Genomic DNA, 25,876 nt, shown 5'->3' with positions numbered 1-25,876 from the left:
GTGAGAAGAATGGTTCGAATTTTCTGGATGCTTTTTGCAATACAGGTTGTAGTGGCTGCAGAGAGGGTGCACTGGTACGGGAGATTCGACGCTGCGTTGGAAGTGTCGCAGCGCACGAAAAAGCCGATGCTGGTGCTGCTGGTGACCAAAGAGTGCGATGCATGCCGCCATCTGCTGGTGAAAACATTCGGCGATTCCCAGATTGCGCATTTGGTGAACGAAAATGCTATCGCGGTGATCGTGACGAAAGAGAACGAAGATTATCCGATAGAGCTTCTCTACTCGACACGTTTTCCCACACTTTTTCTGCTCTCTCCGGAAGAGAATTTTATGATGGAGCCCCTCAGAGGGGAGGTGGACAAAGCGCTACTTCGGCGGATTCTCGAAGAAAAATTCTCTAACGAACGATAACTGCTTGGGTGTCAAGGCCATCGAATCGATCCTGGATCCGTTGTCGTCGAGGATGATCAGGTTGTTTTCCTGCAGTTTAAGATGGGTTTTCCCCCATTTTTTCAGGTAGTGGTCGTACGCGAGAAAAACTTTGGCATTGTCGAGTTTCAGTTTTTCGCCCGTACGTTTGTCCACGATATCGAGACCACCGAATGTCTTGGTCATTTCGTAAGGAAAATAGGGTGTGATTTTCGCTATAACGTCGGGATCTTTTTTTTCAGGCATGTTGACGATGAGTGCGGAGATGGAGAGAAACGCGAAAACAATCATCAGAAGATAGGCGGTTTTTTTGTTGAACATTACTCCGTGTCCTTTTTGTTGAATAGATTGTCGATATAGGCTTTGGCTTTTTCATCAAGAAGCCGCATCCGTTCTTTCCCTTTGGGAAGGGATGCCCGCAGGCTTTTCATCTCTTCGAGAAAGTCGGCGATCGAGTCGGGAATCATGCGCGCGATGGCCCTGCGGAGATATTTGGCCACCGAAGGGGAGATGCCCGATGTCGAAAAGGCGACAGTGAGGGCCCCTTTTTTGGTGTAGGAGGGGAAAATGAAGTCGCAGTAATCGACCGAATCGACACTGTTGCAGAGGATGTGGCGACTCTGACACGCCTCGTATATCTCTTTTTGAAGTCCGATATCGTCGACGGCGACAATGACGACGAAAACATCCTCAAGATCTTCAGGGGTGTAGCGGCGGCGGTGCACGCAAAGAGTGTGGGCCTTGGCCATCGCCTCGATTTCTTCGGAGATTTCGGGAGCCACTATGGTGACATCGCGGGTGAAATCGAGCAGTTTCTCCAGCTTTTCGCCAGCGATGAATCCGCCTCCTACAAGAAGAATCTTTCGGTTGTCGAGTTTGATAAATGCCGGGAAAAAGGTCATCCAATACCTTGCAAAGGGATGCGGATATCTTAACACAGAGTCGTTGAGAGCCGGTTGATGCACATCAAGGAAAGTATAAACTACAAACCTTTATAATGGGCGCTAAAAACAGGTTGCAGCACACGATGGAAAAAGAGTTTTTGACCCTGATACAGAAAAATTTTCCGATCGCCAGACGCCCCTTCGCCGAACTGGCCGAGACGCTCGGAAGCAGTGAAAAAGAGGTGCTGGATCTTTACAGAGCATTGAAAGAGCAGAAAGTGATCCGCCAGACATCGGCGATTTTCGATACGAAGTCGCTCGGGTACAAATCCTCCCTGGTCGCGTTCAAGGTGGAAAATATCGAAAAGGCCGCGGCCATAATCAACGCGCATCCGGGCGTGAGCCACAATTACGAACGCGACAATCCCTACAATCTCTGGTTTACCATCGCGGTTGCGCCCGATTCGAAACTGGGTCTGGAAAAGACGGTGGAGATTCTGGCGGAAAAGTCGGAAGCCGAAAGTTTCATCGTTCTTCCGACGAAAAAGATGTTCAAAATTTCGGTGCAGCTCGATGTCAAAGGGGACCGTGCCAAGAAAGAGAAGCTCAAGCGGGCCAAGAAAGAGCCGATGGTGCTGGAGCCCGTGCATTACGAGATGATCAAAGGGCTGCAAAAAGATATAGAGCCCATGAAAGAGCCTTTCAAAGCGCTTGTCGAGGCCCTCGGCATCGATTATGAAACGCTGGCTTCGGAAGCGGAACGGATGAAAAAGGCGGGTCTGATGCGCCGCTTCGCCGCGATTCTCTATCACCGAAAGGCCGGTTTCACCGCCAACGCGATGGTGGTCTGGAAAGTACCCGAGGAGCGGGCCGAAGCCATCGGGGAGACGGTGGCCGCCTACAGTGCCGTGAGCCACTGCTATCTGCGTCCCGTCTATCCCGAGTGGCCCTATCCCCTCTTTTCGATGGTTCACGGCAAATCGAAGGAGGAGGTCGAAAGCATCGTCGAAGAGATGGCCGGCGAAATCGGAATAAAAGAGTATAATTATCTCTACTCAACAAGAGAATTCAAAAAAGTGAGGATTGAGTATTTTTCACCGGAATTCGAGAAGTGGGAGAAAAGAGTCGTTGGTCGTTAGTCTTCGTTCATTGGCAAAAGAGGCGTTTTGCGATGAGAGCTTCTCCTAACCGACTGCCAACGACCCATCACTGCCTTCGGAGACCGATCTGATGTTCCAGCAGTACAAAGAAGCGATCGAGAGTTCCAATATCGTATCCAAGACCGATATTGACGGGATTATCACTTTCGTCAACGACGAATTCTGCAAAATATCGGGTTATTCCCGCGAAGAGCTGATCGGGCAAAACCACAATATCGTCCGCCATCCCGACGTGCCCAAGGAGAAATTCAAACGGCTCTGGGATACGATTCTCGCCAAGAAAACCTACAAAACGACCGTGAAAAACCGGGCGAAAGACGGCAGCACTTTCTATGTCAACACGACGATTATTCCCATTCTCGACGAAAAAGGGGAGATTGAAGAGTTCATCGCCATCCGCTACGATGTCACCAAAGAGGTCGAGCTCAAAATGGCCCTCGAGAAGAAAGAGAGAGAGCTGGAGATGCTCAACAGAACCCTCGAGAAGCGCGTGCAGCTGCAGACCAGAAAACTCTACGATCTCAATCGTTACCTGGAGGAGCGGGTACGCGAAGAGGTCCGAAAGAACGAAGAGAAACAGAAGATGCTCTTTCTGCAGTCGCGCCTTGCGAGTCTGGGGCAGATGATGGCCAATATCGCCCATCAGTGGCGCCAGCCGCTGACCGAACTGGCCCTCTCCCTCTTCAACCTCAAAAAGGCGGCCCAGAGGGGGGATGAAACCCAGCTGAACGAAGCCTACGACGATGCGAAAACGCTGATTCAGAACATGTCGCAGACGATCGAGGATTTCATCAACTTTTTCAAACCCGGCAAGCCCAAAGTCCCGTTCGCCGTTTCCGCGAGCCTGGAGGAAGCCCTTCAGATAGTGGAAAAGACGCTGGAAAAAGAGTACATCGATATCCGCAAAGAGGTCGATGCCACTTTGAGAATCGTCGGTGTCTCCAACGAATTCTCCCATGTTCTTATTAACCTTCTGCAGAACGCGAAAGATGCTTTCAGGCAGCGGAATGTCAAAGAGCGCCGCATCGATATCCGTGTCCGCAGGGAGGCGAATTGGGCACTCATCGAGATCGAAGACAATGCGGGAGGCATCGAGCCGGAGGCAATGGAACGGATATTCGAGCCCTATTTTACAACCAAACACGCCGCACAGGGAACAGGTCTGGGACTTTTCATGTCGAAGATGATCATAGAAAAAAGTTTTGGCGGAAGTATCGATGTCGAAAACGTGAACGGCGGAGCGAAATTCGCGATCAGGGTACCGCTGGAGGGTGGTGATGTCGTGTCAGAGTAGACTCTCGAAACTGAAAGTCCTTCTCGTCGAAGACGAAAAACGTCTTGCGCAACTTTTGAAAAATGCGGTGGGTGATTATTTTGCCGAGTTCGAAATCGCCTATGACGGCATCGAAGGGTTGAAACAGTTCAGAAAGATGAAACCCGATGTCGTCATAACCGATATTACGATGCCCAAAATGACAGGACTCGAACTGGCCGAAAAGATCAAAAAAGAAAATCCCCACATGCCCATCGTCATTTTAAGTGCCTACAGCGACAAAGAAAAACTCCTGGGTGCCATCGATGTGGGGGTCGTGAAATATTTCATCAAGCCCTTCGACCCCGAAGAGCTGTTGGAGTATCTCTGTTCTCTGGCGGAAAAAATCAAAAAACAGAGTCTGGTGCAATTGTTGCCGCCTTTTAGCTTTGATCTTCAGAGCGAGCAGCTTTTCAAAAAAGGGGTGCTGGTCCATTTGAGCAAGCGGGAGAGCCGTTTCATCTCGCTGCTCTATCACAGCCCCAACCACTATCTCTCCAACGAAGCGATTAAAGAGCGCCTCTGGGAAGGGGAGGAGGTCAGCGACGAGCGGCTGCGGACTTTCATCAAGAGGGTGCGTCAAAAGAGCGACAAAGGTCTCATAGAGAACGTTTCGGGCCAGGGGTATGTGCTGATCGTTCGATAGGAGCTGTATCAGTTGCGCCACTTAGTTGGCAGCAGATCGCCAAGGGATTGTCTGTCGAATTCTGCCGAGGGTTTTGTGATGTTGGCGATATTGTTGGGTGTTTCGATGAAATTCTGAAGATAGTAGGTACGGTTGTAGCCTCTGTTTTTGAGTACTTTCATCATGTTGTTGATATCGTCGGGACTCAACAAGTCGGCATGTACCGTCGTACGTACTTCGAAATCGAAATCTCTGCCGATCAGAAAGTCGAGCGTTTCGCGGAACCGCTCGTATCGGCTCGATCCGGTGATGTATCCGAATTTTTCGCTTCCGGCCTTGAAATCGAGCGCTATGTAATCGACCAGCTTCTTTGCAACCAGATCGGCGATACGATCGGGTCTGAGGCCGTTGGTATCGAGCTTGATAGAAAATCCCATCGTCTTGATGGCGCGACAGATGGGCTCCAGTTCATGCAGAGTCGGTTCGCCGCCGCTGAGTACGACAGCGTCCAGCAGTCCGATCCGCCTCTTCAGTAACGCGAGCAGATCGTCCACCGTGTAAGACCCCTCTTTAGAAAAGACGATGTCACTGTTGTAGCAGTACATGCAGCGCATATTGCATCCGGCGAACCAGGCGACCGCGGCCAGTTTTCCGGGATAGTCCAGATGCGTAAATGGGGTGATGTCATAAATCAGTCTATCGCTCGACAAAGGGTTTCCTCTGACGATGTTCCCCTTTTTTGCCGATGTTGAAACTCTCCACCGGCCTGTGGTATCCCATTACACGGGTATAGACGGTACAGCGGGTGCGTTTATTTGCCAGTTTTTTCAAAATCTCTTCACGATGCATCTTTTTCCTCCTTTGTTGTGATCTCCTCTTCGTCGAATGTCAGAAGCAGCTCTTCGTCGCATCTTGGGCAGTACTCGTGCTCTCCCGGGATGTAGCCGTGTTTGGGGCAGACCGAAAAAAGCGGGGTGATCGTGATATAGGGCAGTCTGAAATTGGTGATCACCTTTTTGACGAGATTGCGGCACGTTTCGGCGGAGCTGATACGTTCGCGCATGTACAGGTGCAATACGGTGCCGCCCGTGTACTTGCACTGCAGCGTATCCTGCAGTTCGAGCGCTTCGAAAGGATCTTCCGTCCAGTCGACGGGAATCTGGGACGAATTGGTGTAGTAGATATTCTCGTCCATTCCGGCCTGGATGATGCCCGGATAGCGTTTCTTGTCCTCTTTGGCGAACCGGTAGGTGGTCCCTTCCGCAGGGGTGGCCTCCAGGTTGTAGAGATTGCCCGTTTTCTCCTGGTAGGTTTTGAGCTTTTCCCTCATGAAATCAAGAATTTCGAGGGCGAACCGCTGCCCGCTTTCGGTGGCGATATGATCTCTGTCGCCGGTGAAATTGCGGATCATCTCGTTCATTCCGTTGACGCCGATCGTGGAGAAGTGGTTGTTGAAACCGGGCAGGTAGCGTCTGGTATAGGGGAAAAGCCCCCGATCATAGAGCTCCTGGATGAATCGCCGTTTCTTTTCCAGCGTGGAAGAGGCCATATCCATCAGCTCTTCCAACCGGGCGTAGAGCCCTTTTTTGTCCCCTTTATGGACGAAGCCAAGCCGCGCCATATTGATCGTGACGACGCCGATGCTGCCGGTCATTTCAGCGCTGCCGAATAGGCCGCCGCCCCGTTTTAGAAGTTCACGGAGATCGAGCTGCAGCCGACAGCACATGCTTCGGACGTGACCAGGTTTGTAGGCTTCCTCGTTGGGGATGAGATTGCCATTTTCATCCCGTCTATACTGGCTTCCGATGAAGTTCTGAAAATAGGATGAGCCGATTTTTGCCGTATTTTCGAAAAGGATGTCCGTATTTTCCCCGTACCAGTCGAAATCTTCGGTGATGTTGACGGTGGGAATCGGAAAGGTGAAGGGCTGGCCGGTGCTGTCCCCTTCGGTCATCACTTCGTAATAGGCGCGGTTGATGAGGTTCATCTCTTTCTGAAAATGGCGGTAGCGCAGATCCTCCAGCGATGTAACGGAAGGGTCGCGCTCCTTGGCGAGGGCCAGTAGGGTTTCGTCTTCCAGATCCTTGAAAAGGTGGCGCTGGGCACGGGTGGGGATCTGATCTTTCAGATCTTCCGGCACCGTCCAGTCGATGGTAATGTTGGTAAAAGGCGACTGCCCCCACCTGGCGGGGACATTGAGGTTGTAGACGAAACTGCGTATCGCCTTTTTGATCTCATTGTAAGGGAGTCGGTCCTTGAAAACATAGGGTGCGAGATAGGTGTCAAAGGAGCTGAACGCCTGTGCGCCGGCCCACTCGCTCTGGAGAATGCCCAGGAAGTTGGCCATCTGCCCAAGCGCTTCGCGGAAGTGGCTGGGCGGACGGCTTTCGACACGTCCGCGGACCCCGTTGAATCCCTCGTCCAGCAGCACGCGCAGACTCCAGCCGGCGCAGTAGCCGCTGAGGCAGTCGAGGTCGTGGATGTGGTAGTCCCCGTTGCGGTGGGCGTATCCTTCCTCTTTGGAATAGACCCTGTCGAGCCAGTAGTTGGCGATCACCTTGCCCGCTGTGTTGTTGATGAGGCCGGCATGGGAGTAGCCGGTATTGGAGTTTGCATTGATGCGCCAGTCGCTTTTTCCAATGTATTCTTCGATCGTTTCGGTCGAATTGATGTAGGTGGTGTCTTCGCTCAGGCCGTAGATGTGCTCGCGCTGCATCTTGTGGGTATGGCGGTAGATCATGAAGGCGCGCATCACTTCGAAATAGCGTGCTTTGAAGAGCTCCTGCTCGATCATATCCTGGATATCTTCGACAGCGGCGATCCGTTTTGTCTTGAGCCGTTCAAGCACATTGAAAAAGATGGTGCTGTCGTATTGGGTGTTTTGGCTTTTGAAGGCCGCCTTGATCGCATCTTCGATTTTATAGGGGGCGAAGTTCTCTTTCGAGCCGTCGCGTTTGAGTATCTCTTTGAGTATCATTCTAAAGTCTTTACGGTCAAGTTTTGCGAAGGGCAGGAGCCGAAGCCCGGGGAGAGGAGGCTTCGGCTCCTGCCCTTCGATGCAAGCTGTAAAAACCTGCCTTCCTATGGCAGGCGGAGTAGGAGCCGGATCTTTCCGGCTAGTGAAATGATAGGACGAAACCACTTTCCATGCCATAAAAAAAATCATCACAAAATTGTCACGAAAACCGGTTTGAAAGGGCTTCCGTGACATCTGTGTGACATGCGTTGACCCGTATCAATCTTTTGAAAACTCTTTTTTTGTAAAATCTTAGATAATCAATCGGAAGGATGGACAATGGACTGGATTCTGGTTTCGTTTCTTGCCCTCACCGCAGTGCTGATGGGCAAAATTTTTCTGATGTTCAAATAGAGCCGCCCAAAATTTAGAAGGAGTGAAAATGGAGATATCGAACTATATGAAAGATGAGCATCGCCTTTGTGACGAAGAGTTCGCCAAAGCCGAGCAGGCTGTCAGCAGCGGCGATTTCGACGAGGCGTTCAGACATTTCGAAGAGTTCATGGTCGATACGCTGAAGCATTTTGACAAAGAGGAGGAGATACTCTTTCCCGCTTTCGAAGCGGCGACGCTGAGCACAGAGGGGCCTACGCAGGTGATGCGCTACGAGCACAATCAGGTGCGCGGACTTCTCGAACAGCTCAAGGATGCCATTGACAAAGCGGACAAGGAGCGTTTTTTTTCCGTAGCCGATACATTGATGATTCTGCTGCAGCAGCACAACATGAAAGAGGAGCAGATGCTTTATGCGATGTGCGACAATGTGCTCGGTGAGCAGGCAAAGGATCTTGTCGAAAAGATGAAAGCCCGTTGAGCCCTGTCGAAGTGATCGAACTGGATGTTCGGGGCCTGAACCACCCCGAACCCCTTGAACGCAGTGTTGAAATGATGAAGCGGCTGGACGGCAGAAACTGTCTGCATCTGCAAATTCACCGGTATCCCCGTCCTCTTCTGATGATCGCCCAAAAACAGGGCATCCGTTTCGATGCGTGTGAAACGGAGTCGGGGGAGTGGCACATACTCTTTACGAAAAACCCATCTTTCGATCTGAAAAGAATGTTACAGGATTTCTGCGATGTTTAATCAGGGACTTTCGCTCGATCAGGCGCCGCCGTTTGAAGTGATTCTTCGCTTTTTTCTTACCATTCCGGCTTTCGGTCTGTTGACGGCCATAGCGCTCTTCATTGCCGACCCGGCCGCTTTGGGTCTCTGGGATGCACCGGATACGGTGGCCGTCGTCCATCTCGTCGTGCTCGGCATGGCAGGCATGGCGATGGTGGGGGCACTCTTTCAGATGCTTCCGGTCATTGCCGGAGCATCGATCAAAGATCCGATGTACCATGCTCGATGGATCCATGCTTTCATGGCTTTGGGCACGTTGATGCTCGTCGGAGGGTTTGTTTTTGCGAAAACGGCCCTGTTCCATACGGCGCTGGCACTGCTTCTTGGCTCCCTCGGTTTCGTCGTTTTCCTGATGTTCTCGAAACTGCTGCGTGTCGAGAACAAAACGCCCTCCGTCATCGGCATGATGGTCGCCGTCGGGGGATTGGGCTTTGGCCTCTTTTTTGCCCTGCTGGTGATGCTGGCCTTCCTGGGTGTCGATATCGGCCTGCCGCCCCAGGGGCTTCGCACGGTCCACATGCATTTCATGCTTTTCGGATGGATCGCCGTGCTGATCATGGCGGTGGCCTTCCAGGTCATTGAAATGTTTTATGTCACACCGCCGTATCCCGAAGCGGTGCGGCGATGGTTTCCGATGAGTATACTGGCTCTTTTGGTACTGCAGGTACCTTTCTATATCGTCTCCCAGTCGGCAGTGACACTGTTCGATGCGGCAGTGGGAGTATTGCTGCTCGCCTTTGCGCTGGTGACGCTCAGACGCCTCTCCCAGAGAAAGCGACCCGTCGCCGATACGACGGTTTGGCTCTGGCGCACAGGCCTTGTCTCTCTGGCAGCCTCCTCGATATCGCTGTTTCTATACTACGGTTTTCAGTTAGAAACATTTTTCGATACGGGGGCGTTGCTCTTTGGGTACTTTTTTCTCAGTATCATTTTTGCCATGAGTTATAAAATCATCCCCTTTCTGGTCTGGTTCCACCTGAATGCCAAAGGAGTTTTGGAGTGCCCTATGATGGGAGACATCATACCGGCCAAGGGGATGAAACCGCATCTTTGGATTCATTGGGCGTTGCCGGTTTTCGGTATCGCGTCGTTTTTCATGCCGCTGCTGTGGAAGGTGACGGCACTCCTTTTTTTCATCGAATCCCTTCTTTACGGCGCCAATCTGCTGGGTGCCGCAAAAATCTACCACCAATTCAAAAACAAAGGAATTTTATGAACTATCCCGCTTTTTTCGACGAAGTCGAACCGATCGAAACCATCGACCCGCTGGCCGACATTCTCGGCGCCGTGGAGAATGGACGCATCACGTACGACTATCTTGACATGGTCAAACTGGCCGGCCACTCCTGTCCCACCGTGGCGGGGGCGTGGCTGATGACCAAGATGGGCCTGAAAAAGCTCTACCAAGATGATCTTCCGGTACGCGGAAATGTCAAAGTGGAAATACGCGAGGCACTGGATGAGGGAGTCGCCGGAGTCATCGGCAGTTGCATCGGCCTGGTGACGGGAGCTTCGAACGAGGGAGGCTTCAAAGGCCTTGGCGGCAAATTTGCCCGCAACAACCGTCTTTTCTACGGGGTGGAATTGGGTGCCGAAGTGCGGCTGACACGCCTGGACAATGCCGCCCATGTGGAGATGGTCTACAACCCCTCCATCGTACCGGCTCACCCCGATATGCAGCCACTGATGCAGAAACTGATGCAGGGGACCGCAACGCAGCAGGAGAAGCAGCGTTTCGGCCAATTGTGGCAGGAGCGGGTGAAAAAGATACTTCTGGAGACCGATCTTTGGCCGGCGATTCTCACGGTTTCCTGATATAGGTCAGGAAACGTCCCTTTTCTGCTTCGCTCGCGTAGACATCGTAGCCCTGTTCTTTGAAAGTGTCGATGAGAGGAGATGGCAAAAAGTCGCTTCGAATCATGACAATCTCGCCGCTATCGAGTGTTTTGAGTACTTTGCTCACTTCCGCCAGAGGGTTTTTCTCTTCATCGAGGAGTTGGTTGGCGTCGAGGATGGTTTTGGGTTCATTTTGAAGCCATTGCGGCGCCTTTCGGGTCTCTTCTGTCTCTTTGGGATGGCCCGAAGCGTCCAGTGGCGGCTGGCCCACCTCTTTTCGTAAAAGATTGACCAATTCCAGCGTCTCATACCCGCCGATTCCGGCAACCTGTGTCAGCGTGGCGATTCTGGCGACAGTACGGCGCAGAATCGGGTTTTTGAGTTTTTTGTATTTGGGGTTGAGCTTCATCAAAAACGCTTCCAGTTCGGGATAGGCGTTTAACAGGTCATTGACTTTCGTGTTCGGACGAATCTCCATTTTTTTCCTCTTTTTCGTTTTTGCACGATTTTGCAGTACAGTAACTCTCTTTTTTAATAAACCAGACGTAAAAGTCTTTTATGACAAGAATCAGGCACCATATCCAGAGTGCGTCGATGATCCAGTTGTCGGGATAATCGAGATAAAGTCGCAAAAGGGGCCACCCGACAAGGATGGGCCATTTGGCGTAGTAGAAGAGCAGAATACCCGCGCCGTAGAGGTGGCGGAGCTCATGCAGCCATGGGTTGTGGTTGGACTTTTCTTCCCCCACTTCAGAGGGCTCCGAGTTTCTGTTTCACATGATCTTCCGCCATGGAGATGTTCCATGCCGGCTCCCAGACCACCTCGACCTCCACGTCACCGACACCGGGAATCTCCTTGACCGCATCCTTGACCCACTGGGTCAGCATCTGGTGCAGAGGGCATCCGCGTGTGGATAGGGTCATGACCACTTTGACATTGTTGTCATCGTCGATAACGGCATCGTAAATGAGCCCCATTTCGACGAGATTGAACCCGACTTCCGGGTCGACGACTTTCCGGATTGCGTCGAAAACCTGCTCTTTTGTAATTTTTTCGGACATCTCTCTTCTCCTTTTTAAGTGAAAATTTTTGCAAATCGCGTTTCATTCGTTCTGCCTTTGCCTGTCAAAACTTGGCGGCGAAACTACTTTTTTCCGAATCCCATCATCCATTTTACGCTGGTGACGAGAAAAATGGCACCGGTTGCAATGAATGTGACACCCGCTTTGAAGAGCTCATCGCTGCCAAGAAGCAGTCCCAGGCCGGCGATGCCGACGCCGGCGGATGAGAACCAAAACTGGTATTCCGCCATCTTTTTGGGGACCATGTCGGCCAGCATCGGGACTTTCTGTTTGCCGACAAGCGGGCTGTAACGCTCGAACCAGACCAGGAAAGGGATGATTTTGTAGAGGTGTCCGTTGATGAGGAATGTAAAAAACCCCATAATCAGGAACCAGGCGGCGGCCAGTCCGACGCGCTCCAGGTGTCCGACAAGAGCGATGAAGCCCAAAATCAAAGCGATGGCCAGTGAAGCGTATCCGATCACCATCGATTTGAACCAGACATCGGCCTCTTTTCGAGCCCTGGTTTTGTAAATGAGCCAGATTTGATAGAGGTAGAGTCCCAATGCGCCAATCATCGTCATCATTGCCAGAAAACGCAAATCCTCCGAATCGAACAGGGTGGCGAGCAGATAGAAAAGCACGCCGTCCACCATGATCTTGAACCCGAGACGGATCGGACTTTCGTCAAATCCGTGGGAGAGGCCGAACATCGGCAGAAGGATCAGGCTCATGCCCATGATGGTAAGGGTGACATAACCGCCCAGCACCAGGACGATATGGGCATTCAGCCATTTGGCGATATCGATATTCACACCGGTGCCGATACCCAGTGCCATCGCGAAGCCGACGAGAATGCCCAGCAGCAAAAAGGCGTTGGTCACCGCTACGGTTTTGACCGTCAATGAGACATGTTCCACTTTCCGGAGGGTCATGATCGTATCGGCCAGGAAAATGAGCATCGAGACCAGTACCATCAATCCGCCGTAGGGCAGCATGCCAGGCATGAAAAGGAAGCCCATGACCATAAGAACGGTTCCAAGGGCCAGTATCGGCCAGATGAGATAGTAGAAATCGACACTGAAATGCCCCACTTCCAACACCACCGGTACCAGCTGCGCCATCGCTCCGAAAATGATCATCATCACGAATCCCAGCAGGAAAAGGTGTGCCCATGCGACAACGGAGATGTCGTAATGGGTAATATCCGTGCCGAAGCCAAGCAGCATAGAAGATGCCAGCAGATAGAAGATGCTTCCTGCAACGAAAAAGGGAGCGATCAGTGAAAAAGGCGGTGCGAATTCACGCGATACATTGAACATAAAAACCCTTTTTGGTGAAAAATGAACGTTGTAGCTAAACGGATGACAACGAAAAGCGATCGGTGAAAAATTTCACTTTCACTTTCCGTTTTTCATGCAACCGTTATCCGTGGCAGGCGGCGTCGTTTAGATTCGCCTTTTCGCTGGCGCCTTCTTGATAGCTGAAGATAAGTTTGACGCGCCCGTCTTCGAGTGTTTCGACTTTTATATCGTAATTCTGTCCGATTTTATCCAGCAAGCCCATCGGTTTCTTGTGGTTGATCATCACGAGCTTCTTATCCGGACCATCGATAAGTTTCAGGCCGCTCATGGCGTTGACCATCGGCTCCGGCGGCCCGCAGCGGGATGTATCGAACTGGTAGTACGTAATTCCGTCTTTCGTGTATTTGTAGAAGTCGACGGTGGCACCGGGCACTTCGATCTTTTCTGCGTCTGACGGTAAAATTTCCATTTGCTCCCCTTTTTTCGTCAATTTATGCAATTATATACTAAAAAAGTTCGAATGACAATTGATATAAATCAATAAATCCGACAAAAATTATCCTATTTCACAGCATGGAAAATTTCGCTGAAAATCCCGTCTCTTTCGCTTCTTGCGTGATAGATTCGACACGGAGTGTTTCCCCGTCGCCATAGGGCATTCAGACTTGCACAAATACGAGTTTTGGCGTAAAAATTGAAAGAACCCAATAGGAGCAGTTTGCAGGAACAGGTGTGGAATGTGTAAGTTAAAAGCAGACAGTGGCAATGGGAGAGGAACATTTGCGTAATTTTTCTGCAATGCTATAATTCGCCGAAACTTTTTTATCGAAGGAAATAGTATGGGACGCGCATTCGAATACCGCAAAGCGGCGAAACTGAAACGATGGGGAGCGATGTCACGCATCTTCCCCAAGCTTGGTCGCATCATCACGATTGCGGCCAGGGAAGGAGGACCCGACCCTGACATGAACCCGAAACTGCGTACGGCGATTCTCAATGCCAAAGCCCAGAATATGCCCAAAGACAATATCGAAGCGGCGATCAAACGGGCGCAGGGCAAAGATGCGGCCGATATCAAGGAGATCGCCTACGAAGCGAAGGGACCCTACGGGACGCTTATGGTGATCGAGTGCGCCACCGACAACCCGACCCGCACCGTCGCCAACGTCCGTGCGGTACTGGTTCGCAACAGCGGCGAACTGCTAACAAGCGGCTCGCTCGATTTCATGTTCAACCGCAAAGCGGTCTTCGAGTTCGACAGGCGTGAAACTATCGATCTCGAAGAGCTGGAACTGGAGCTTATCGATTACGGTCTTGAAGAGCTGGAAGAGGACAAAATTCCCCAGGAAAACGGAGAAGACAAGGCGATCGTCCGGGTTTTCGGTGAATATACCTCTTTCGGCGAACTGGCCAAAGCCCTGGAGGAGCGGGGCATAGAGGTCACCAAAGCCTCGCTGCAACGGGTACCCAACGTTCCGCTGGCGTTGAGCGACGAGCAGATGGACGAAGTGGCCACTCTTATCGAAAAACTCGAAGATGACGAGGATGTACAGGCAGTCTATACGAATCTGGCGTAAGCACAGATTCGCTTAATGCCATCCGTGCGAGAAGAGACCTGACTAGTATGAATCGCTTTGAAGATTGAAGAAAAATAGAGATTGAGAGTGAGCAAGCCCGCCCCCTCTTTCCCGCAGAGGGAAAGAGGAGGATAAATCAATTTTTTCCGCGGACGCAGCGGATGAATAGACTTCCGTCGTTTTCAGACTTTTCCGACTGATAATTCCACCCGTTGCGCGTTTGAAGCGTCCACGCTTTGGTTTTGTTCTCATCCATGTAGGTTGTAGATGTCCAGTATTTGTCGTATACATCGGTCGCGACATTTTCAAAAACCGGACTCAACGCCGGATTGTTACGCTCTGTATCGATGAGACTGTCATATTCGTTGAAATTCGGAAGCCTCCAGTCTGTGTATCCCGCCAAGTCGAGATTTTCACAATAATCGATAGCTTCCTTCCATGTTTTTCCTCCTACTAATGCGTCATCCTGCCACATGAGATTGGTTCTGGTGTCAAGTACCACACCCTGACTTTCATTTCTGAGATATTCCGCATTGGCAAATAAAAACAATGATGCCAATATTAGTACACTTTTTTTCATCATAATCATTCTCCCTCACTATAATCACGTACACATCGCACATGGAAATGTCGAGATTTTGTATTTCCAACTGCTCTAATGGTACCTTCATAGAGTTGTGCCGCCCAGGCATAATTGTCACATTCATCGCATGGCGTATCGGACCAGTACCAATCATCAGCGACATATCTAAATGTGCTGCTGTATGCCGGATTTTGTCCTTTAACGATAATCGTATTCAATTCTTTAATAGTTGGAAGCCTCCAATCGGTAAATCCGTCAAGGTCAAGCTGTTGGCAGTAATTGAATGCGGTGTCACCATCTTCTTTGGCAAAATAATTGTGATTGTCAAAATTATCTTTTGTGATCCACACTTTTACGGTACTGTTTGCTTCCGTATCATCCTGCCACATGAGTTTGTTTAATTTGTCAATGACAACATTCTGTGTATCATTTCTTTCCAATATATTTTCTTTTCCAAGATGCTCAATAACCGCATAATAGGCATCATCTTTCAAAGAAGAATTCGGAGGATTGATTTCAGTGCCATTCTCATCGTAGCTTTTTGTCTGTCCCGTTTTGTAGATAGGCAATGCAAATTCGATCTGTTTGGCGGGGCTCGCTTCTATTAGTGTAGTGCCGTCCGCAAGTTTCAGCACTTCATTTTTGATCGCAATGGTAGTGTTTTCGTCCGGTCTGCTGGCCGTGCTGTCAAGATGAATGATCAGTTTATAGGGCCAGCCCTCGATGTAGGAGTGGTCGGTTGGCGACCCGATAAAATCGATACCTTCGAACGCTGTTTTGAGATCAGCAGGTATACTGTTGGCATCTATTTCAGCAGAGAAATAGAGAGTGAGTGTGTCATCATCCATTGTATCCGTCAAATTGTCGTCATATACGGCAGATGCAATATTGACATCTTCTCCTTTCACATCCGTGACTGTAATTTGCATCGGCAAAGAAGCATTTTTTCCGTTTGCATCCGTTGCATTGATTGTAATCTCGTAAATGTTGTTATGATCTTTGTCCTGGGGATCATCGAATTTCGGTGCGACTTTGAAGGTAAGAACGGCACTAAGATTGTTTGACGATGCATTGAAATCAAAAAAGCCCGCATCGTCTCCGCTCAGTATCAGTGAGGTTACATCATATTTGCTGTTGAGTTTCACTGTGGTCACATTGGTTGTATATTCGGGAACGCTGATGTTTGCTTCGGAAACAAATTGGGGATGTCCCAAGGATGTGATGGTGATATATTTTTTCTGCGTTGTTGAAACCCCCGCATCATCCTTCGCTTTGACGACGACAACATAGATTCGGTCGCCGTTGGAATCATCTGGATTGTCATAATCGGGCGCAGTAACGAAAATCAGCTTGTTTTTGCTGATTGTAAATTTGTCTTTGTCCGCTCCACTGTCGATAAAGAACTCCACCCGTCCGTGTGCATTGTCCACACTCAGTGTCTGAACTTCCTGAGTCAGTTCGGGTACTGTGACATTCTGTTCATTCGTAAACGTAATGGGCAAAGGAACGACGGAAACATTTATCGCCAGATCAACACTGTCGATGCCGTCAATGGCTGTAACGGTGACATGATAAACATTTGAAGCATCCGGGATGTAAAGAGGTGCATTTTTGAATTTCAATTCGTTGCCGGATGTGATGACAAATTTATCTTTGTCACTGCCATCGGTAATGGAAAAAGTTACTGTACCTGCCGCATTTGCCACAGCGAGTGTCGCAACACTTGTACTCTTTTCTTTGACGGAAACTTCATTGTTTGTCGTAAATTCAAGATTTGCACTTCCGACATTGACGACCGTAATTTTCAGTACCTTTATGGCACTTTCAACCGCATCTTTTGCCTGAATTGCCACTTCGTAAATACCGTCTTTGTCTGCATCGGAGGGATGTTCATAATCGGGCTGGATGGTAAATGAGAGTGCACTGCCCTGAAGCTGAAATTTGTCCTGGTCCGCCCCTCCGCTGATTGAATAGGTCACACCACCTGATTCATTCGTAACAGAAAGGGTGGTTACGGCACTGGTGTTTTCCTCGACGGTGATGTCACTTTTTGTCGTAAAATAAAGAGTGGCATTGGTGACTTCCACGTGCATTGTCAGTGTATCCGAATGCTTTGCCGCATCTTCTGCTTTAATAACAACCTCGTAGATTCTGTCATGATTGGCATCGTCCGGATTTCCATAATCGGGGGCCGTTACAAATGAGAGTATATTGCCGCTGATTTTGAATTTGGCCGCATCGGCTCCACCGTCTATCGAGTATGTTACATCGCCTGATGCATTTTTTACTTCGAAAGTCGCAACATCGGTTGTTTTTTCCTGAACAGTCACGTCTCCTGACATGCTGAATTCCAATGTAGGTGTTGGGGTGGGATTGCTTCCGCCACCTCCACCGCCTCCGCCTCCGCAGCCGACTGTAAATGCCACCGCCAATGTGGCGAACATGATTTTTAACCAACTAAAACGCATTGAACACCTTCCTTTCATTATAATGTATTTCTCCGATAATATCGGCATTATCGTGAAAATGTAAATTTGGATACAAATTGTATTGAAAGGAGGTTGAAAAGGCGATAAATTGTACGTTGATTAACAAACCTGATTTTCAGTGGCACAATGACGATTGCCCGCATCAGTTGTCGGACACGGCTTTTTTGTCCTGGCAGAGTTTCAGCACTCCGGCATAGACCACGGTGTCATTTACGATTCTGATGTGAAATCCCTTGTATTGGACTCCTTTTTTCAAAACCGTGTAGAAGGTGCGGCGAAAATTTTCATCCCGTCGGGGATGCGCGCGAAAACAGTCGCAAGGACGCAGAGCCATAATGAGAATAAAGGCTCTAAATCCCTGCTCTTTGGCCTGCAGCAGTTCTAGCAGGTGTCGGACACCGCGGATTGTGGGAGCATTGGGGAATCGGCATTCGTTCTGTTGCACCAGCGAACACCCTTTGAGCTCCACGAACGCATCGTCTGCGCGATAGTCGAAACGGCTATGCCCGAAACGAACCTCGCTTCGTAATCGTTTGGGCACGAATCCGAGTACCCCGCGCTCGATCGCTTTTTTGGCGATGGGTGCGTGCAGACGGGTGTTGATGAGGACCCATCCCTCTTCCATTCGGGCGGCCAGAAGCGTGTAGTCGGTGCTCATGCCTTCGCGGTTTTTCAGAAGCAGCAGCGCCCTTGCCGGGGTGAGTATCTCTTCGAGGCGTCCCGTATCGGCTACATGGACCCGTCTTTTTTCTCCTTTCACCTCGGCGATGGCCACGAAGCGGTTGGGTCGCTCCAGAAAGGTTCCTTCAACAGTTGGCCCCAGGGAAGCGAGATCGAAGAGCGAATCACCCTCTTGCAGCATATTTTGACCTTTTTTGCGCTTTTTGGCGATAATAGTACCATGAATCACGGCATAGAGTCGACCGAATCCCTGTGATAGCCTAAAACTACGGTTGGGGCTTTTTGCAAAAGCGGTCGCACGGCGGCCAAAACAGCAAAAGTCAGATATATCCGGTTCGACGATGAATGAAAGGAAAAATTCGCATGAAACAGATGAAAACTATACTGCCGCTGCGTCTAAAAAAAGTGACGGCGGAGGAGTTGCTGGCTTTTGCCGAGATCGAAAAGCGTCCGCCGGAGGCACTGGTGGAAGAGGCTCTTGAACACTACTTCCATGAGAAACGGAAGAAGATGCTCGAAAAGAGTATGGTCGACGAAAACGCCCAGACCAATCTCAGCTACGAGGAGTTCTGGGACGGCGTCGATATCTAAAACCCTAGGGTTTTGATACCCATGTAGCAGTGCCTGGGGCAAAAGTTCGTTACAATGAGCGAAAAAAGGAGTTGTAATGATAAAAGAGCTCAAAGCGACGCAAAAAGCGATTCGGGACCTGCTCGACGTGCTGAAGGAGACGGAAGGTGAGATCGACTCGATCGATACGCTGATACGAAAATCGCACGACAAAATATCGAAACTGGAAGAGAGGGTTATTGATATTACCTCCAAAATGCGCAAAACCGAACGCAAAATCCACAAAAAGCTCAATAAGATTGCACGGGTGAAAAAAGAGATTTTCAAAGCAAAAACCGAGCGCCAGGTGGAGATGTTCGAAAAAGAGTACGAGCGTCTGATGAAAGAGCTTCGCGCACTGGACAAAGCGTATGCGAAACTGCAGAAACGGTATGAAAAGATCGTGCTCAAAGAGGAGAGACTGGTGGAAGAGGAGATGCTGCTGGAGGAGCGGGCGCAAGAGCTGACAAAGCGGCAGGGTGCATCGATTGCGAAGCTTTCCAAAACGATGGCGAAGCTCGGTAGCCGTTTGGCTGGCAGGGTGCGGTAACCTTTTCAACTCTTTTTCAAAAGGGTGCCCGCCAGGATGATCAAGCCGATGCCCGTCCATACCCAGATATCCGGGAATGGGTCGCCCAGCATCCAGCCGAATCCCACGGCGAACGGGATGTTGGTATAGCTGACGACTCCGACGATGCCTGCTCTCCCCAGGCTGTAGGCTTTTGTCAGCAGCCACTGCGAGAGGGTGGAGACAAGAGCCATGAAAGCGATGAGAGTCCAGGTATGAAGAGAGACGGGAAAGCTAAAATGAGGGAAAAGAAAAGCGAGCGGGTCGGGAACTTCGACGTGGGGCGCCAGCAAAAATAGCAGCAGCGGCACAAAGGTGCCCATGCCCACGAAAGAGAGAACGATGACCCGTGCGTCGTAGATGCGGCGTATCGTTTTGATGGTGGCGTAGGCACACGCGGCGAAAAAACCGCCCAGCAATCCCAGGAAATGTTCGTATCCGATGGCAAGTCCCAGGGGTTTGGTGATAAAAGCGACACCCAAAAAGCCGATGAAAAGCGCCAATAGGGCGTATCGGTTGAGGCGTTCGCCCATCAGGAAAAAGGCGAGGATGGCAACAAACAGCGGCGATGTTTTGTTAAGAGTAATGGCTTCCGCGAGTGGGATGGTGGTAATGGTATAGAAAAAGAGAATCATCGCTGCAAATCCGAAAAACCCCCGCAGAAGCAGCAGCAAAAGCTTCCCGCCCGGCAGTGTTGCGGGGGTGTGGCGCAGGGTCGCAAGAATAATGAACATGCCGATGAGATTTCGGAAAAAGACAATCTCCATGGCACTCATCTCATCCCCCAGCATTTTCGCCACGGCTCCGTTCATGGCGGAGATGAGTGCACTGGCCAGCATGAAAAGAATACCGGCATCGATGGCGTGAATGGATCGGATGGTTTCTCTCATGAAAACAGACCTGCTCTAAAAATCGGGAGGGTATTATATCAGCCTCAAAGAGACAAATTCTTGGATGAAACGGCCAACTTGCCACGCGGGTTTGTGCAAAGATGGCCCAGAAGGTATTACACAGGCAGCGAAATCCGGCAGATTTGATGAACGCAAAGGGGCGGAAGCAGAGTGGTTTTCTGATGGGCTGTCTTATATTAGGGTTAGATCGGGAATTTTCATTCTTTATAATCTTCGATTGGCTACTATTGGTGCAAAAAAATGGAAGGGGGCACCATGATGCCTTTTTCGGATGAAGACATCTACACGGCGGTGATGCACCATCTGCCAACGGTCAACGAATATGTTCAGTCCCACGGCGGAGGGATCAAAGTGCTCGGTGTCGCGGACGGCCGTGTCTACATACAGCTTACCGGAACGTGCCACGGCTGCTCCATGAGTCTGATGACGACGAAGATGGTCGTGGAAAAGCGACTCAGGGAGCTGATTCATCCCAATCTCGAGGTGATAAACGTGGAGCCGGGACAAGAATCCAACCTTCCGGACAATCTCTATCGGGAAGATGCCCCGCAACAAGAGGATGAAAAGAGCGATACTCCCGGCAAAAGAGTCATGAAAAAGATAAAAAAGCTTTTCTGACGATTTTTCAGCGCGAGGAACAGGGCGGATGATAAGCGAATCGGCACGCATATTTTGGGAAGATCTGAAAAACGCCTTCAAAGATCTCGTGCCGATCGTCGCCGTCGTCGCCTTTTTCCAGATTGCCGTCGTCCGCGCGATGCCCGAGAATCTCGTCTCCATCGCGGCGGGACTCTTCATCGTGGCAGTAGGGCTCGCTCTTTTCATTCGCGGACTGGAACTGGGCATCTTCCCAATCGGAGAAAACCTGGCCACCGATTTCGCGAGGAAAGGCTCCTTCTTCTGGCTCATGCTCTTCGCTTTTGCTATCGGTTTCTCGACGACGGTGGCCGAACCGGCGCTTATCGCCATCGCCGAGAAAGCCGCCTCCATCAGCGCCGGAAAGATCGATGCCTTCTTTCTACGCATGACTGTCGCATCGTCGGTGGGATTTGCCATTGCCCTGGGGGTTTTGCGCATCCTTACGGGCCATCCGATCCAATACTACATCATCGCCGGCTATATACTGGTTGTGCTGATCACGTTTTTCGCGCCCGAGGAGATCGTGGGCCTCGCCTACGACAGCGGCGGGGTGACCACCTCGACCGTGACGGTGCCGCTGGTGGCGGCTCTGGGCATCGGACTCGCGGGCTCCATCAAAGGCCGAAACCCCGTTGTCGACGGCTTTGGACTTATCGCTTTCGCTTCCTTGACGCCGATGATCTTTGTCCAGATCTACGGCATCGCCGTCTATGCCCTCTTTCCACAGGGTGCCCACGAGAGTCTGGTGGCGATGGAGGAGGCGGTGCGTGGCACGGTGGAGGCCCGTACGGTGTTTGAGTGGAGTGAAGTCTTCTGGGATCTGCTCGCGGTAGTGAAGGATGTGGCACCGATTCTGGCTGTCATCTTCTTTTTCCAATACGGCGTCATACGCAAAAAGGTGCCCCGTTTGCAAAGAATCGCCGTAGGAATCGTTCTGGTGATACTGGGGCTTTACGCTTTCATTCTGGGGCTGGAGATGGGACTCTTTCCGATCGGCGAGACCATCGCTTTTCAACTGACGGCCATGAAAAACGATCTGCTCATCTATCTTTTCGGTTTTCTTATTGGTTTTTCGACGACGATGGCCGAGCCCTCCCTTCTGGCCATCGCCATCAAGGCCGAAGAGGTGAGCGAAGGTCGCATCAACGACACGGTTTTGCGTGTGGCGGTGGCTTTGGGGGTTGCCGTGGGCATCGCTCTGGGAGCCTACCGCATCGTGACGGGCGGTCCGCTGCACTACTACATCATCGTCGGATATCTTATCGTCATCGTCTTGACCCATTTCGCCCCCCGCTATATCATTCCCATCGCCTACGACAGCGGCGGGGTGACCACCTCGACCGTGACGGTACCGCTGGTGGCGGCTCTTGGGCTTGGTCTCGCCGAAAATATCGAAGGGCGCAACCCTCTGGTCGACGGTTTCGGCCTGATCGCTTTCGCTTCGCTTTTTCCGATGATGACGGTGATGGGGTATGGCATCTATGCCGATTATCTAGCCAAAAAGGAGAGAGAGGGATGAAATTTGTCGCATTGGTGGCCGTAGTGCCAGAGGAGAGGGAAGAGGAGGCTATCGATATCGCCAAAGGGGCCGGTGCCGGCGCGGTGACGATCATCCATGCCCGGACGCTCGGATTGAAGGAGAAGAAGATCTTTTTCGGATTGACACTCGAAGAGAATGTGACGATTCTGCACTTCATCCTTCCGCGCCGTATATCCCGCAGGGTCCTCAAGGCTCTGGCGAAGGGTCTGCAGATGGAGCGCGACGACAATGTGAGCCTTGTGTATACGATGGCGCTCGATCATGTCGTGGGCATCAATATGGAGGAGTTGCAGAAATTCGAACGCGAAATAAAAAATCTGCTTTGAGAGATTCAAAAACACCAAGGAGGCCAACATGCTGGTAGAGAATATCATGACCCCCAAAGAGAAGCTGGTGACCGTATCGCAGATGGCGCCTGTGAGAGAAGCGCTCAATCTGATGGAAAAACACAAAGTCAAAGCGGTGATTGTCGACAAAAACGGCGAACACGGCGCCTACGGCCTGGTCACGTTCAAAAACATACTGACATCCATTGTCGCCGAAGACGGCGATATCGACCTGCTCAACGTCTATGACATCATGTCTTCCCCATCGATCTCCGTCTCCAGGAAACTCGATATCAGGTATGCGGCTCGGATGATGGTCAAAAACAGCATCAAACGTCTGCTCGTCATCGATGACAACGAAATTTACGGCATTCTCACGATGACGGACATCATCGGTGTCGTCCTGGAGGAGATGGCAAGATGACCCGCAGACGGCACGAAACCAAAGAGTGCCGAACTTACCCTGAACCGTAGCCGTCAAGAGCTGTTGATGATAAAAATTTGTTATAATGATGGCTGACGGAACCGTTCGCGGTCACCTTTCGCGATCCGCTTCCCAAAAATTTTGCCTACCGCATTGACCAGGAGCCGCCATGGTGCGATTTTTCCTCACTCTTTCTCTTCTGCTCGCCGTATCGGAAGCGAACAGCTGCCTTCGGTGCCATCGGGGAATCGAAGATATCCGCGAACCCCACACGAAGATGGCCAAAGCGATCGCCCAAAAGGCCAAAGAGGCCGGTGTCGGCGACAATACCTGTGTCGTCTGCCACGGCGGCGATCCCGAAGCGTCGAGCAAAGAGGGCGCCCATCGGGGTGCACCACGCAAACTTCAGGCCTACGAAGGGCCCAAAGCCTTCTATCCCGATCCGGGCAGCCCTTGGGTCAACCGGCACACCTGCGGCATGTGCCACAAAGAGCAGGTGGCAGCCCAGATGAACTCCCTGATGATGACGGAGCAGGGCAAGATTCACGGCACACTCTACAGTTTCGGCGGCCTGGAGGGGTACCGCCACGATGTGGGCAACTACGCGACGAAAAACCCCGATCCCCACGAACGGCTGGGTACCGAAACCTATCGGAAATATATGGAAAAACTTCATGACCTGAACCCCCAGGTCTTCCCGGCGAAGATGAAAGAGCTGCCACCCGCACCCACTCCCGAGGAGGTCGAGAGAAACCCGAAACTGGCCGCTTTTACCTACCTGCGACAGGAGTGCCTGCGATGCCACACCGGCTCCAAAGGGCGCCAGAAACGGGGCGATTACCGGGGAATGGGGTGCTCGAGCTGCCACATTCCCTACAGCAACGACGGCTTCTACGAAGGAAACGACCCGACGATTCCGAAAGAAGAACCAGGCCACATGCTGGTACACCGGATACAAAGCTCCGTCAACGCCAAAGTGACGGTGCATGGCGTGAGCTATACGGGAGTTCCGGTGGAGACCTGCTCGACGTGCCACAATCGCGGCAAGCGGATCGGCGTGAGTTACGAAGGGCTGATGGAGACGGCCTACAAACCCGGATTCGACGAGAAAGGGGAGGGGCAGCCAAAACTCCATACGAAACACTACCTCCATCTCAAAGCCGATGTCCATATGAAAAAGGGGATGCTCTGCCAGGATTGCCACACGACCCGAGACCTGCACGGCGACGGCTTCCTCGCTGGGGCGACGCTGGGACCGGTGGAGATCGAGTGCCAGGATTGCCACGGAACGACGAAAAGATATCCGTGGGAGCTGCCGCTGGGATACGGCGACGAGTTCGACACCTTTGCGGCCAAAGGAAAACCCAGAGGGGTTTCACAGACTCTGGCGGCGTACCTGAAAAAAGGGACCACTTTCGAGAAGAAAGAGGGCTATCTCTTGAGCGCCCGGGGCAATCCCTACAAGAATGTCGTCAAAACCGGGGATGAGGTCCTGGTCTATCTGGCCAGCGGCAAAAAGTTGCGCCTCAAACCCCTCAAAAAACTGAAAGAGGAGGGCAAACTCTCCAAAGCGGGGTTGACGGCGATGGATACGATCGCCAAACACAACGACCGGATGGAGTGCTACGCCTGCCACGACAGCTGGGCGCCGCAATGTTACGGATGCCATGTCAAAGTCGACTACAGCGGCGGCAAAAAAGGTGTCGACTGGCTCGCCGCCGCCCACGACCGTGATATCCACGGCACCGACGCCATGCGCCGAGGCACGCTCAGAGAGCACCTGATTCCTGGCAAAGTGACCGAGACCCGCAGCTACCTGCGTTGGGAGAACCCGCCGTTGGTACAAAACGGCGAAGGGCGCGTCTCACCCGCCATGCCGGGATGCCAGGTGGTGCTGACGGTCATCGGCAAGGATGGCAAAGCGGTGTTGAAAAACCATGTCTTCATGATGCCCGACTACAAGCACCCCGAAAGCGGGCGCAAACTCCCCGGCGTCGTCATGGCGGCGACCCATTCGCATACGGTGCAAAAAGAGGCCAGAAGCTGCGAAAGCTGCCACGGCAACCCGGCGGCCATGGGGTACGGCATCGAAGGGGGCAAAGTGTGGGGCGATATGGGCGAAGATTTCATCGTCGATCTCAAAACCGCCGACGGAAAGGTGATCCCCACGCGCTACACGGTCCAGAAGCCGAAAATCGAAAATTTCAACACCGACTGGAGCCGCTTCGTCGACGAAAACGGCACGCCGCTGCAGACGGTGGACAACCACTGGAACCTGGCGGGACCGCTCAGCAACCTGCAACGGGCGAAGCTCGACCGCAGAGGGGCCTGCCTGGCGTGTCACCAAACGGTGCCGGGCGGCGACCTCGCCGTTTCGCTGATGCATCATGTCGCCGAGGTCGCCGGCGTAAAGATCGACAGAAAAACGCACAACGAAATTTTGAACAAGAATATCAAAATAGGTGCCTGGGCGCAGATTCTCGGCGGTGTGGCGGGACTTTTGCTTCTATGGTATCTTTACAGACGCCGGATACGAAGGTAAAATGTCACTTTCAGACGATTCGCGAAGCCGAAAAAGGGAATGAAGATGGACGAGACGGTTTTCGAAAAACTCAAAACGATCAAAAAAGAGATGAGCGAAGCGGAAAAAAGAGCGGAGCAAGAGCGGATGAGGCGCAAAAGAGCCGAAGAGGAGGCCACGGTTTTTGAGCGGATGATGCAGGCGGAAGGGACGAAAAAAATCGGGGACCGGGAGCAGAAAACCGAGAATGCGGGGTAG

At 51.5% G+C, this 25,876-nt stretch carries 31 protein-coding genes; 17 read left to right on the top strand and 14 right to left on the bottom strand.

What is annotated here, in order from left to right:
• Positions 1-27: 27 nt before the first annotated feature.
• Positions 28-411 carry a DUF255 domain-containing protein gene (locus JMG82_RS04100; RefSeq protein WP_201353659.1) on the top strand — a complete coding sequence of 128 codons (384 nt, stop codon included), beginning with the start codon at positions 28-30 and terminating at the stop codon, positions 409-411.
• Here JMG82_RS04100 and JMG82_RS04095 read toward each other — a convergent pair.
• Positions 367-750, bottom strand: coding sequence for a hypothetical protein (locus tag JMG82_RS04095; protein ID WP_201353658.1), 384 nt, complete (start codon positions 748-750; stop codon positions 367-369). The genes JMG82_RS04100 and JMG82_RS04095 overlap by 45 nt on opposite strands.
• Positions 750-1,331, bottom strand: coding sequence for a precorrin-2 dehydrogenase/sirohydrochlorin ferrochelatase family protein (locus JMG82_RS04090; protein WP_201353657.1), 582 nt, complete (start codon positions 1,329-1,331; stop codon positions 750-752). The genes JMG82_RS04095 and JMG82_RS04090 overlap by 1 nt, the downstream gene beginning before the upstream one ends.
• A 125-nt stretch (positions 1,332-1,456) precedes the next feature.
• Between JMG82_RS04090 and ahbA the strand changes: the two genes are divergently transcribed.
• The 3 genes from ahbA (at position 1,457) to JMG82_RS04075 (ending at position 4,431) form a co-directional block, all read left to right on the top strand.
• Positions 1,457-2,452, top strand: a complete 996-nt coding sequence (ahbA, locus tag JMG82_RS04085; protein WP_201354203.1) for a siroheme decarboxylase subunit alpha — start codon at positions 1,457-1,459, stop codon at positions 2,450-2,452.
• Between the two features lie 91 nt (positions 2,453-2,543).
• Positions 2,544-3,767 carry a PAS domain-containing sensor histidine kinase gene (locus JMG82_RS04080; protein WP_201353656.1) on the top strand — a complete coding sequence of 408 codons (1,224 nt, stop codon included), beginning with the start codon at positions 2,544-2,546 and terminating at the stop codon, positions 3,765-3,767.
• Positions 3,751-4,431, top strand: a complete 681-nt coding sequence (locus tag JMG82_RS04075; protein WP_201353655.1) for a response regulator transcription factor — start codon at positions 3,751-3,753, stop codon at positions 4,429-4,431. Before JMG82_RS04080 ends, JMG82_RS04075 begins: the two co-directional genes overlap by 17 nt.
• 8 nt (positions 4,432-4,439) lie before the next feature.
• Here the strand turns inward: JMG82_RS04075 and JMG82_RS04070 are convergent, their stop codons facing one another.
• The 3 genes from JMG82_RS04070 to JMG82_RS04060 are packed head-to-tail and all read right to left on the bottom strand — an operon-like array spanning position 4,440 to position 7,384.
• Positions 4,440-5,120: an anaerobic ribonucleoside-triphosphate reductase activating protein gene (locus tag JMG82_RS04070; RefSeq protein WP_236579185.1), complete on the bottom strand. Its 681-nt coding sequence runs from the start codon at positions 5,118-5,120 to the stop codon at positions 4,440-4,442.
• Positions 5,107-5,259 (bottom strand): anaerobic ribonucleoside-triphosphate reductase, encoded by a 153-nt coding sequence (gene nrdD, locus JMG82_RS11770; protein WP_201353654.1) that lies wholly within the window; start codon positions 5,257-5,259, stop codon positions 5,107-5,109. The genes JMG82_RS04070 and nrdD overlap by 14 nt, the downstream gene beginning before the upstream one ends.
• A complete protein-coding gene (locus tag JMG82_RS04060; RefSeq protein WP_201354199.1) occupies positions 5,249-7,384 on the bottom strand; it encodes a ribonucleoside triphosphate reductase in 2,136 nt (711 codons plus the stop codon). Before JMG82_RS04060 ends, nrdD begins: the two co-directional genes overlap by 11 nt.
• 424 nt (positions 7,385-7,808) lie before the next feature.
• Between JMG82_RS04060 and JMG82_RS04055 the strand changes: the two genes are divergently transcribed.
• From JMG82_RS04055 to JMG82_RS04040, 4 genes are read left to right on the top strand one after another with little or no spacing between them, the layout of a single operon-like run.
• Positions 7,809-8,240: a hemerythrin domain-containing protein gene (locus tag JMG82_RS04055; protein WP_201353653.1), complete on the top strand. Its 432-nt coding sequence runs from the start codon at positions 7,809-7,811 to the stop codon at positions 8,238-8,240.
• Complete coding sequence (locus tag JMG82_RS04050; protein ID WP_201353652.1) at positions 8,237-8,509, top strand: DUF2249 domain-containing protein; 273 nt, start codon at positions 8,237-8,239, stop codon at positions 8,507-8,509. Before JMG82_RS04055 ends, JMG82_RS04050 begins: the two co-directional genes overlap by 4 nt.
• On the top strand, positions 8,502-9,764 hold the full coding sequence (locus JMG82_RS04045; protein ID WP_201353651.1) for a hypothetical protein: 1,263 nt from the start codon (positions 8,502-8,504) through the stop codon (positions 9,762-9,764). The genes JMG82_RS04050 and JMG82_RS04045 overlap by 8 nt, the downstream gene beginning before the upstream one ends.
• The gene (locus JMG82_RS04040) at positions 9,761-10,363 is read left to right on the top strand and encodes an FmdE family protein (RefSeq protein ID WP_201353650.1); all 603 of its coding nucleotides are present in this window, start codon (positions 9,761-9,763) and stop codon (positions 10,361-10,363) included. The genes JMG82_RS04045 and JMG82_RS04040 overlap by 4 nt, the downstream gene beginning before the upstream one ends.
• Here JMG82_RS04040 and JMG82_RS04035 read toward each other — a convergent pair.
• The 5 genes from JMG82_RS04035 to JMG82_RS04015 all read right to left on the bottom strand — a co-directional run bounded on the left by JMG82_RS04035 (position 10,350) and on the right by JMG82_RS04015 (position 13,219).
• A complete protein-coding gene (locus tag JMG82_RS04035; protein ID WP_201353649.1) occupies positions 10,350-10,862 on the bottom strand; it encodes a DUF1858 domain-containing protein in 513 nt (170 codons plus the stop codon). The two genes, JMG82_RS04040 and JMG82_RS04035, sit on opposite strands and share 14 nt — an antisense overlap.
• Positions 10,831-11,133, bottom strand: coding sequence for a hypothetical protein (locus tag JMG82_RS04030; RefSeq protein WP_201353648.1), 303 nt, complete (start codon positions 11,131-11,133; stop codon positions 10,831-10,833). Before JMG82_RS04030 ends, JMG82_RS04035 begins: the two co-directional genes overlap by 32 nt.
• A gap of 1 nt (position 11,134) precedes the next feature.
• Positions 11,135-11,446, bottom strand: coding sequence for a metal-sulfur cluster assembly factor (locus tag JMG82_RS04025; protein WP_201353647.1), 312 nt, complete (start codon positions 11,444-11,446; stop codon positions 11,135-11,137).
• Positions 11,447-11,529: 83 nt separating this feature from the next.
• Entirely contained in the window at positions 11,530-12,768 is a 1,239-nt protein-coding gene (locus JMG82_RS04020; RefSeq protein ID WP_201353646.1) for a hypothetical protein, read from the bottom strand.
• A 103-nt stretch (positions 12,769-12,871) separates the two neighbouring features.
• Positions 12,872-13,219 (bottom strand): hypothetical protein, encoded by a 348-nt coding sequence (locus JMG82_RS04015; protein WP_201353645.1) that lies wholly within the window; start codon positions 13,217-13,219, stop codon positions 12,872-12,874.
• Between the two features lie 370 nt (positions 13,220-13,589).
• Here JMG82_RS04015 and JMG82_RS04010 point away from each other — a divergent pair, with 370 nt between their 5' ends.
• A complete protein-coding gene (locus tag JMG82_RS04010; protein WP_201353644.1) occupies positions 13,590-14,327 on the top strand; it encodes a YebC/PmpR family DNA-binding transcriptional regulator in 738 nt (245 codons plus the stop codon).
• 136 nt (positions 14,328-14,463) lie between these two features.
• Here the strand turns inward: JMG82_RS04010 and JMG82_RS04005 are convergent, their stop codons facing one another.
• The 3 genes from JMG82_RS04005 to sfsA all read right to left on the bottom strand — a co-directional run bounded on the left by JMG82_RS04005 (position 14,464) and on the right by sfsA (position 18,261).
• The gene (locus JMG82_RS04005) at positions 14,464-14,910 is read right to left on the bottom strand and encodes an Lcl C-terminal domain-containing protein (RefSeq protein WP_201353643.1); all 447 of its coding nucleotides are present in this window, start codon (positions 14,908-14,910) and stop codon (positions 14,464-14,466) included.
• A gap of 2 nt (positions 14,911-14,912) precedes the next feature.
• The gene (locus JMG82_RS04000) at positions 14,913-17,378 is read right to left on the bottom strand and encodes an Lcl domain-containing protein (RefSeq protein ID WP_201353642.1); all 2,466 of its coding nucleotides are present in this window, start codon (positions 17,376-17,378) and stop codon (positions 14,913-14,915) included.
• Positions 17,379-17,541: 163 nt separating this feature from the next.
• On the bottom strand, positions 17,542-18,261 hold the full coding sequence (sfsA, locus tag JMG82_RS03995) for a DNA/RNA nuclease SfsA (RefSeq protein ID WP_201353641.1): 720 nt from the start codon (positions 18,259-18,261) through the stop codon (positions 17,542-17,544).
• Between the two features lie 182 nt (positions 18,262-18,443).
• On the opposite strand from sfsA, the gene JMG82_RS03990 reads away from it, so the two are divergent.
• Positions 18,444-18,671, top strand: a complete 228-nt coding sequence (locus JMG82_RS03990; RefSeq protein WP_236579184.1) for a hypothetical protein — start codon at positions 18,444-18,446, stop codon at positions 18,669-18,671.
• A gap of 76 nt (positions 18,672-18,747) precedes the next feature.
• A complete protein-coding gene (locus tag JMG82_RS03985) occupies positions 18,748-19,239 on the top strand; it encodes a hypothetical protein (RefSeq protein WP_201353640.1) in 492 nt (163 codons plus the stop codon).
• Between the two features lie 5 nt (positions 19,240-19,244).
• On the opposite strand, the gene JMG82_RS03980 is transcribed toward JMG82_RS03985, so the two are convergent.
• On the bottom strand, positions 19,245-20,147 hold the full coding sequence (locus JMG82_RS03980; RefSeq protein ID WP_236579183.1) for a DMT family transporter: 903 nt from the start codon (positions 20,145-20,147) through the stop codon (positions 19,245-19,247).
• A gap of 276 nt (positions 20,148-20,423) precedes the next feature.
• Here JMG82_RS03980 and JMG82_RS03975 point away from each other — a divergent pair, with 276 nt between their 5' ends.
• The 6 genes from JMG82_RS03975 (at position 20,424) to JMG82_RS03950 (ending at position 25,876) form a co-directional block, all read left to right on the top strand.
• Positions 20,424-20,786 (top strand): NifU family protein, encoded by a 363-nt coding sequence (locus JMG82_RS03975; RefSeq protein WP_236579182.1) that lies wholly within the window; start codon positions 20,424-20,426, stop codon positions 20,784-20,786.
• Between the two features lie 28 nt (positions 20,787-20,814).
• On the top strand, positions 20,815-22,326 hold the full coding sequence (locus tag JMG82_RS03970) for a DUF1538 domain-containing protein (protein WP_236579181.1): 1,512 nt from the start codon (positions 20,815-20,817) through the stop codon (positions 22,324-22,326).
• Positions 22,323-22,673, top strand: a complete 351-nt coding sequence (locus tag JMG82_RS03965; RefSeq protein ID WP_201353639.1) for a transcriptional regulator — start codon at positions 22,323-22,325, stop codon at positions 22,671-22,673. Before JMG82_RS03970 ends, JMG82_RS03965 begins: the two co-directional genes overlap by 4 nt.
• Before the next feature lie 28 nt (positions 22,674-22,701).
• Positions 22,702-23,097, top strand: a complete 396-nt coding sequence (locus tag JMG82_RS03960) for a CBS domain-containing protein (protein ID WP_201353638.1) — start codon at positions 22,702-22,704, stop codon at positions 23,095-23,097.
• 169 nt (positions 23,098-23,266) lie between these two features.
• Entirely contained in the window at positions 23,267-25,639 is a 2,373-nt protein-coding gene (locus JMG82_RS03955; RefSeq protein WP_201353637.1) for a multiheme c-type cytochrome, read from the top strand.
• A gap of 45 nt (positions 25,640-25,684) precedes the next feature.
• Positions 25,685-25,876 carry a hypothetical protein gene (locus tag JMG82_RS03950; RefSeq protein ID WP_201353636.1) on the top strand — a complete coding sequence of 64 codons (192 nt, stop codon included), beginning with the start codon at positions 25,685-25,687 and terminating at the stop codon, positions 25,874-25,876.

The sequence above is a fragment of the Hydrogenimonas urashimensis genome (genome assembly GCF_016593255.1).
Lineage (GTDB): Bacteria > Campylobacterota > Campylobacteria > Campylobacterales > Hydrogenimonadaceae > Hydrogenimonas > Hydrogenimonas urashimensis.
This window is presented reverse-complemented; position numbering and strand designations above follow the sequence as displayed.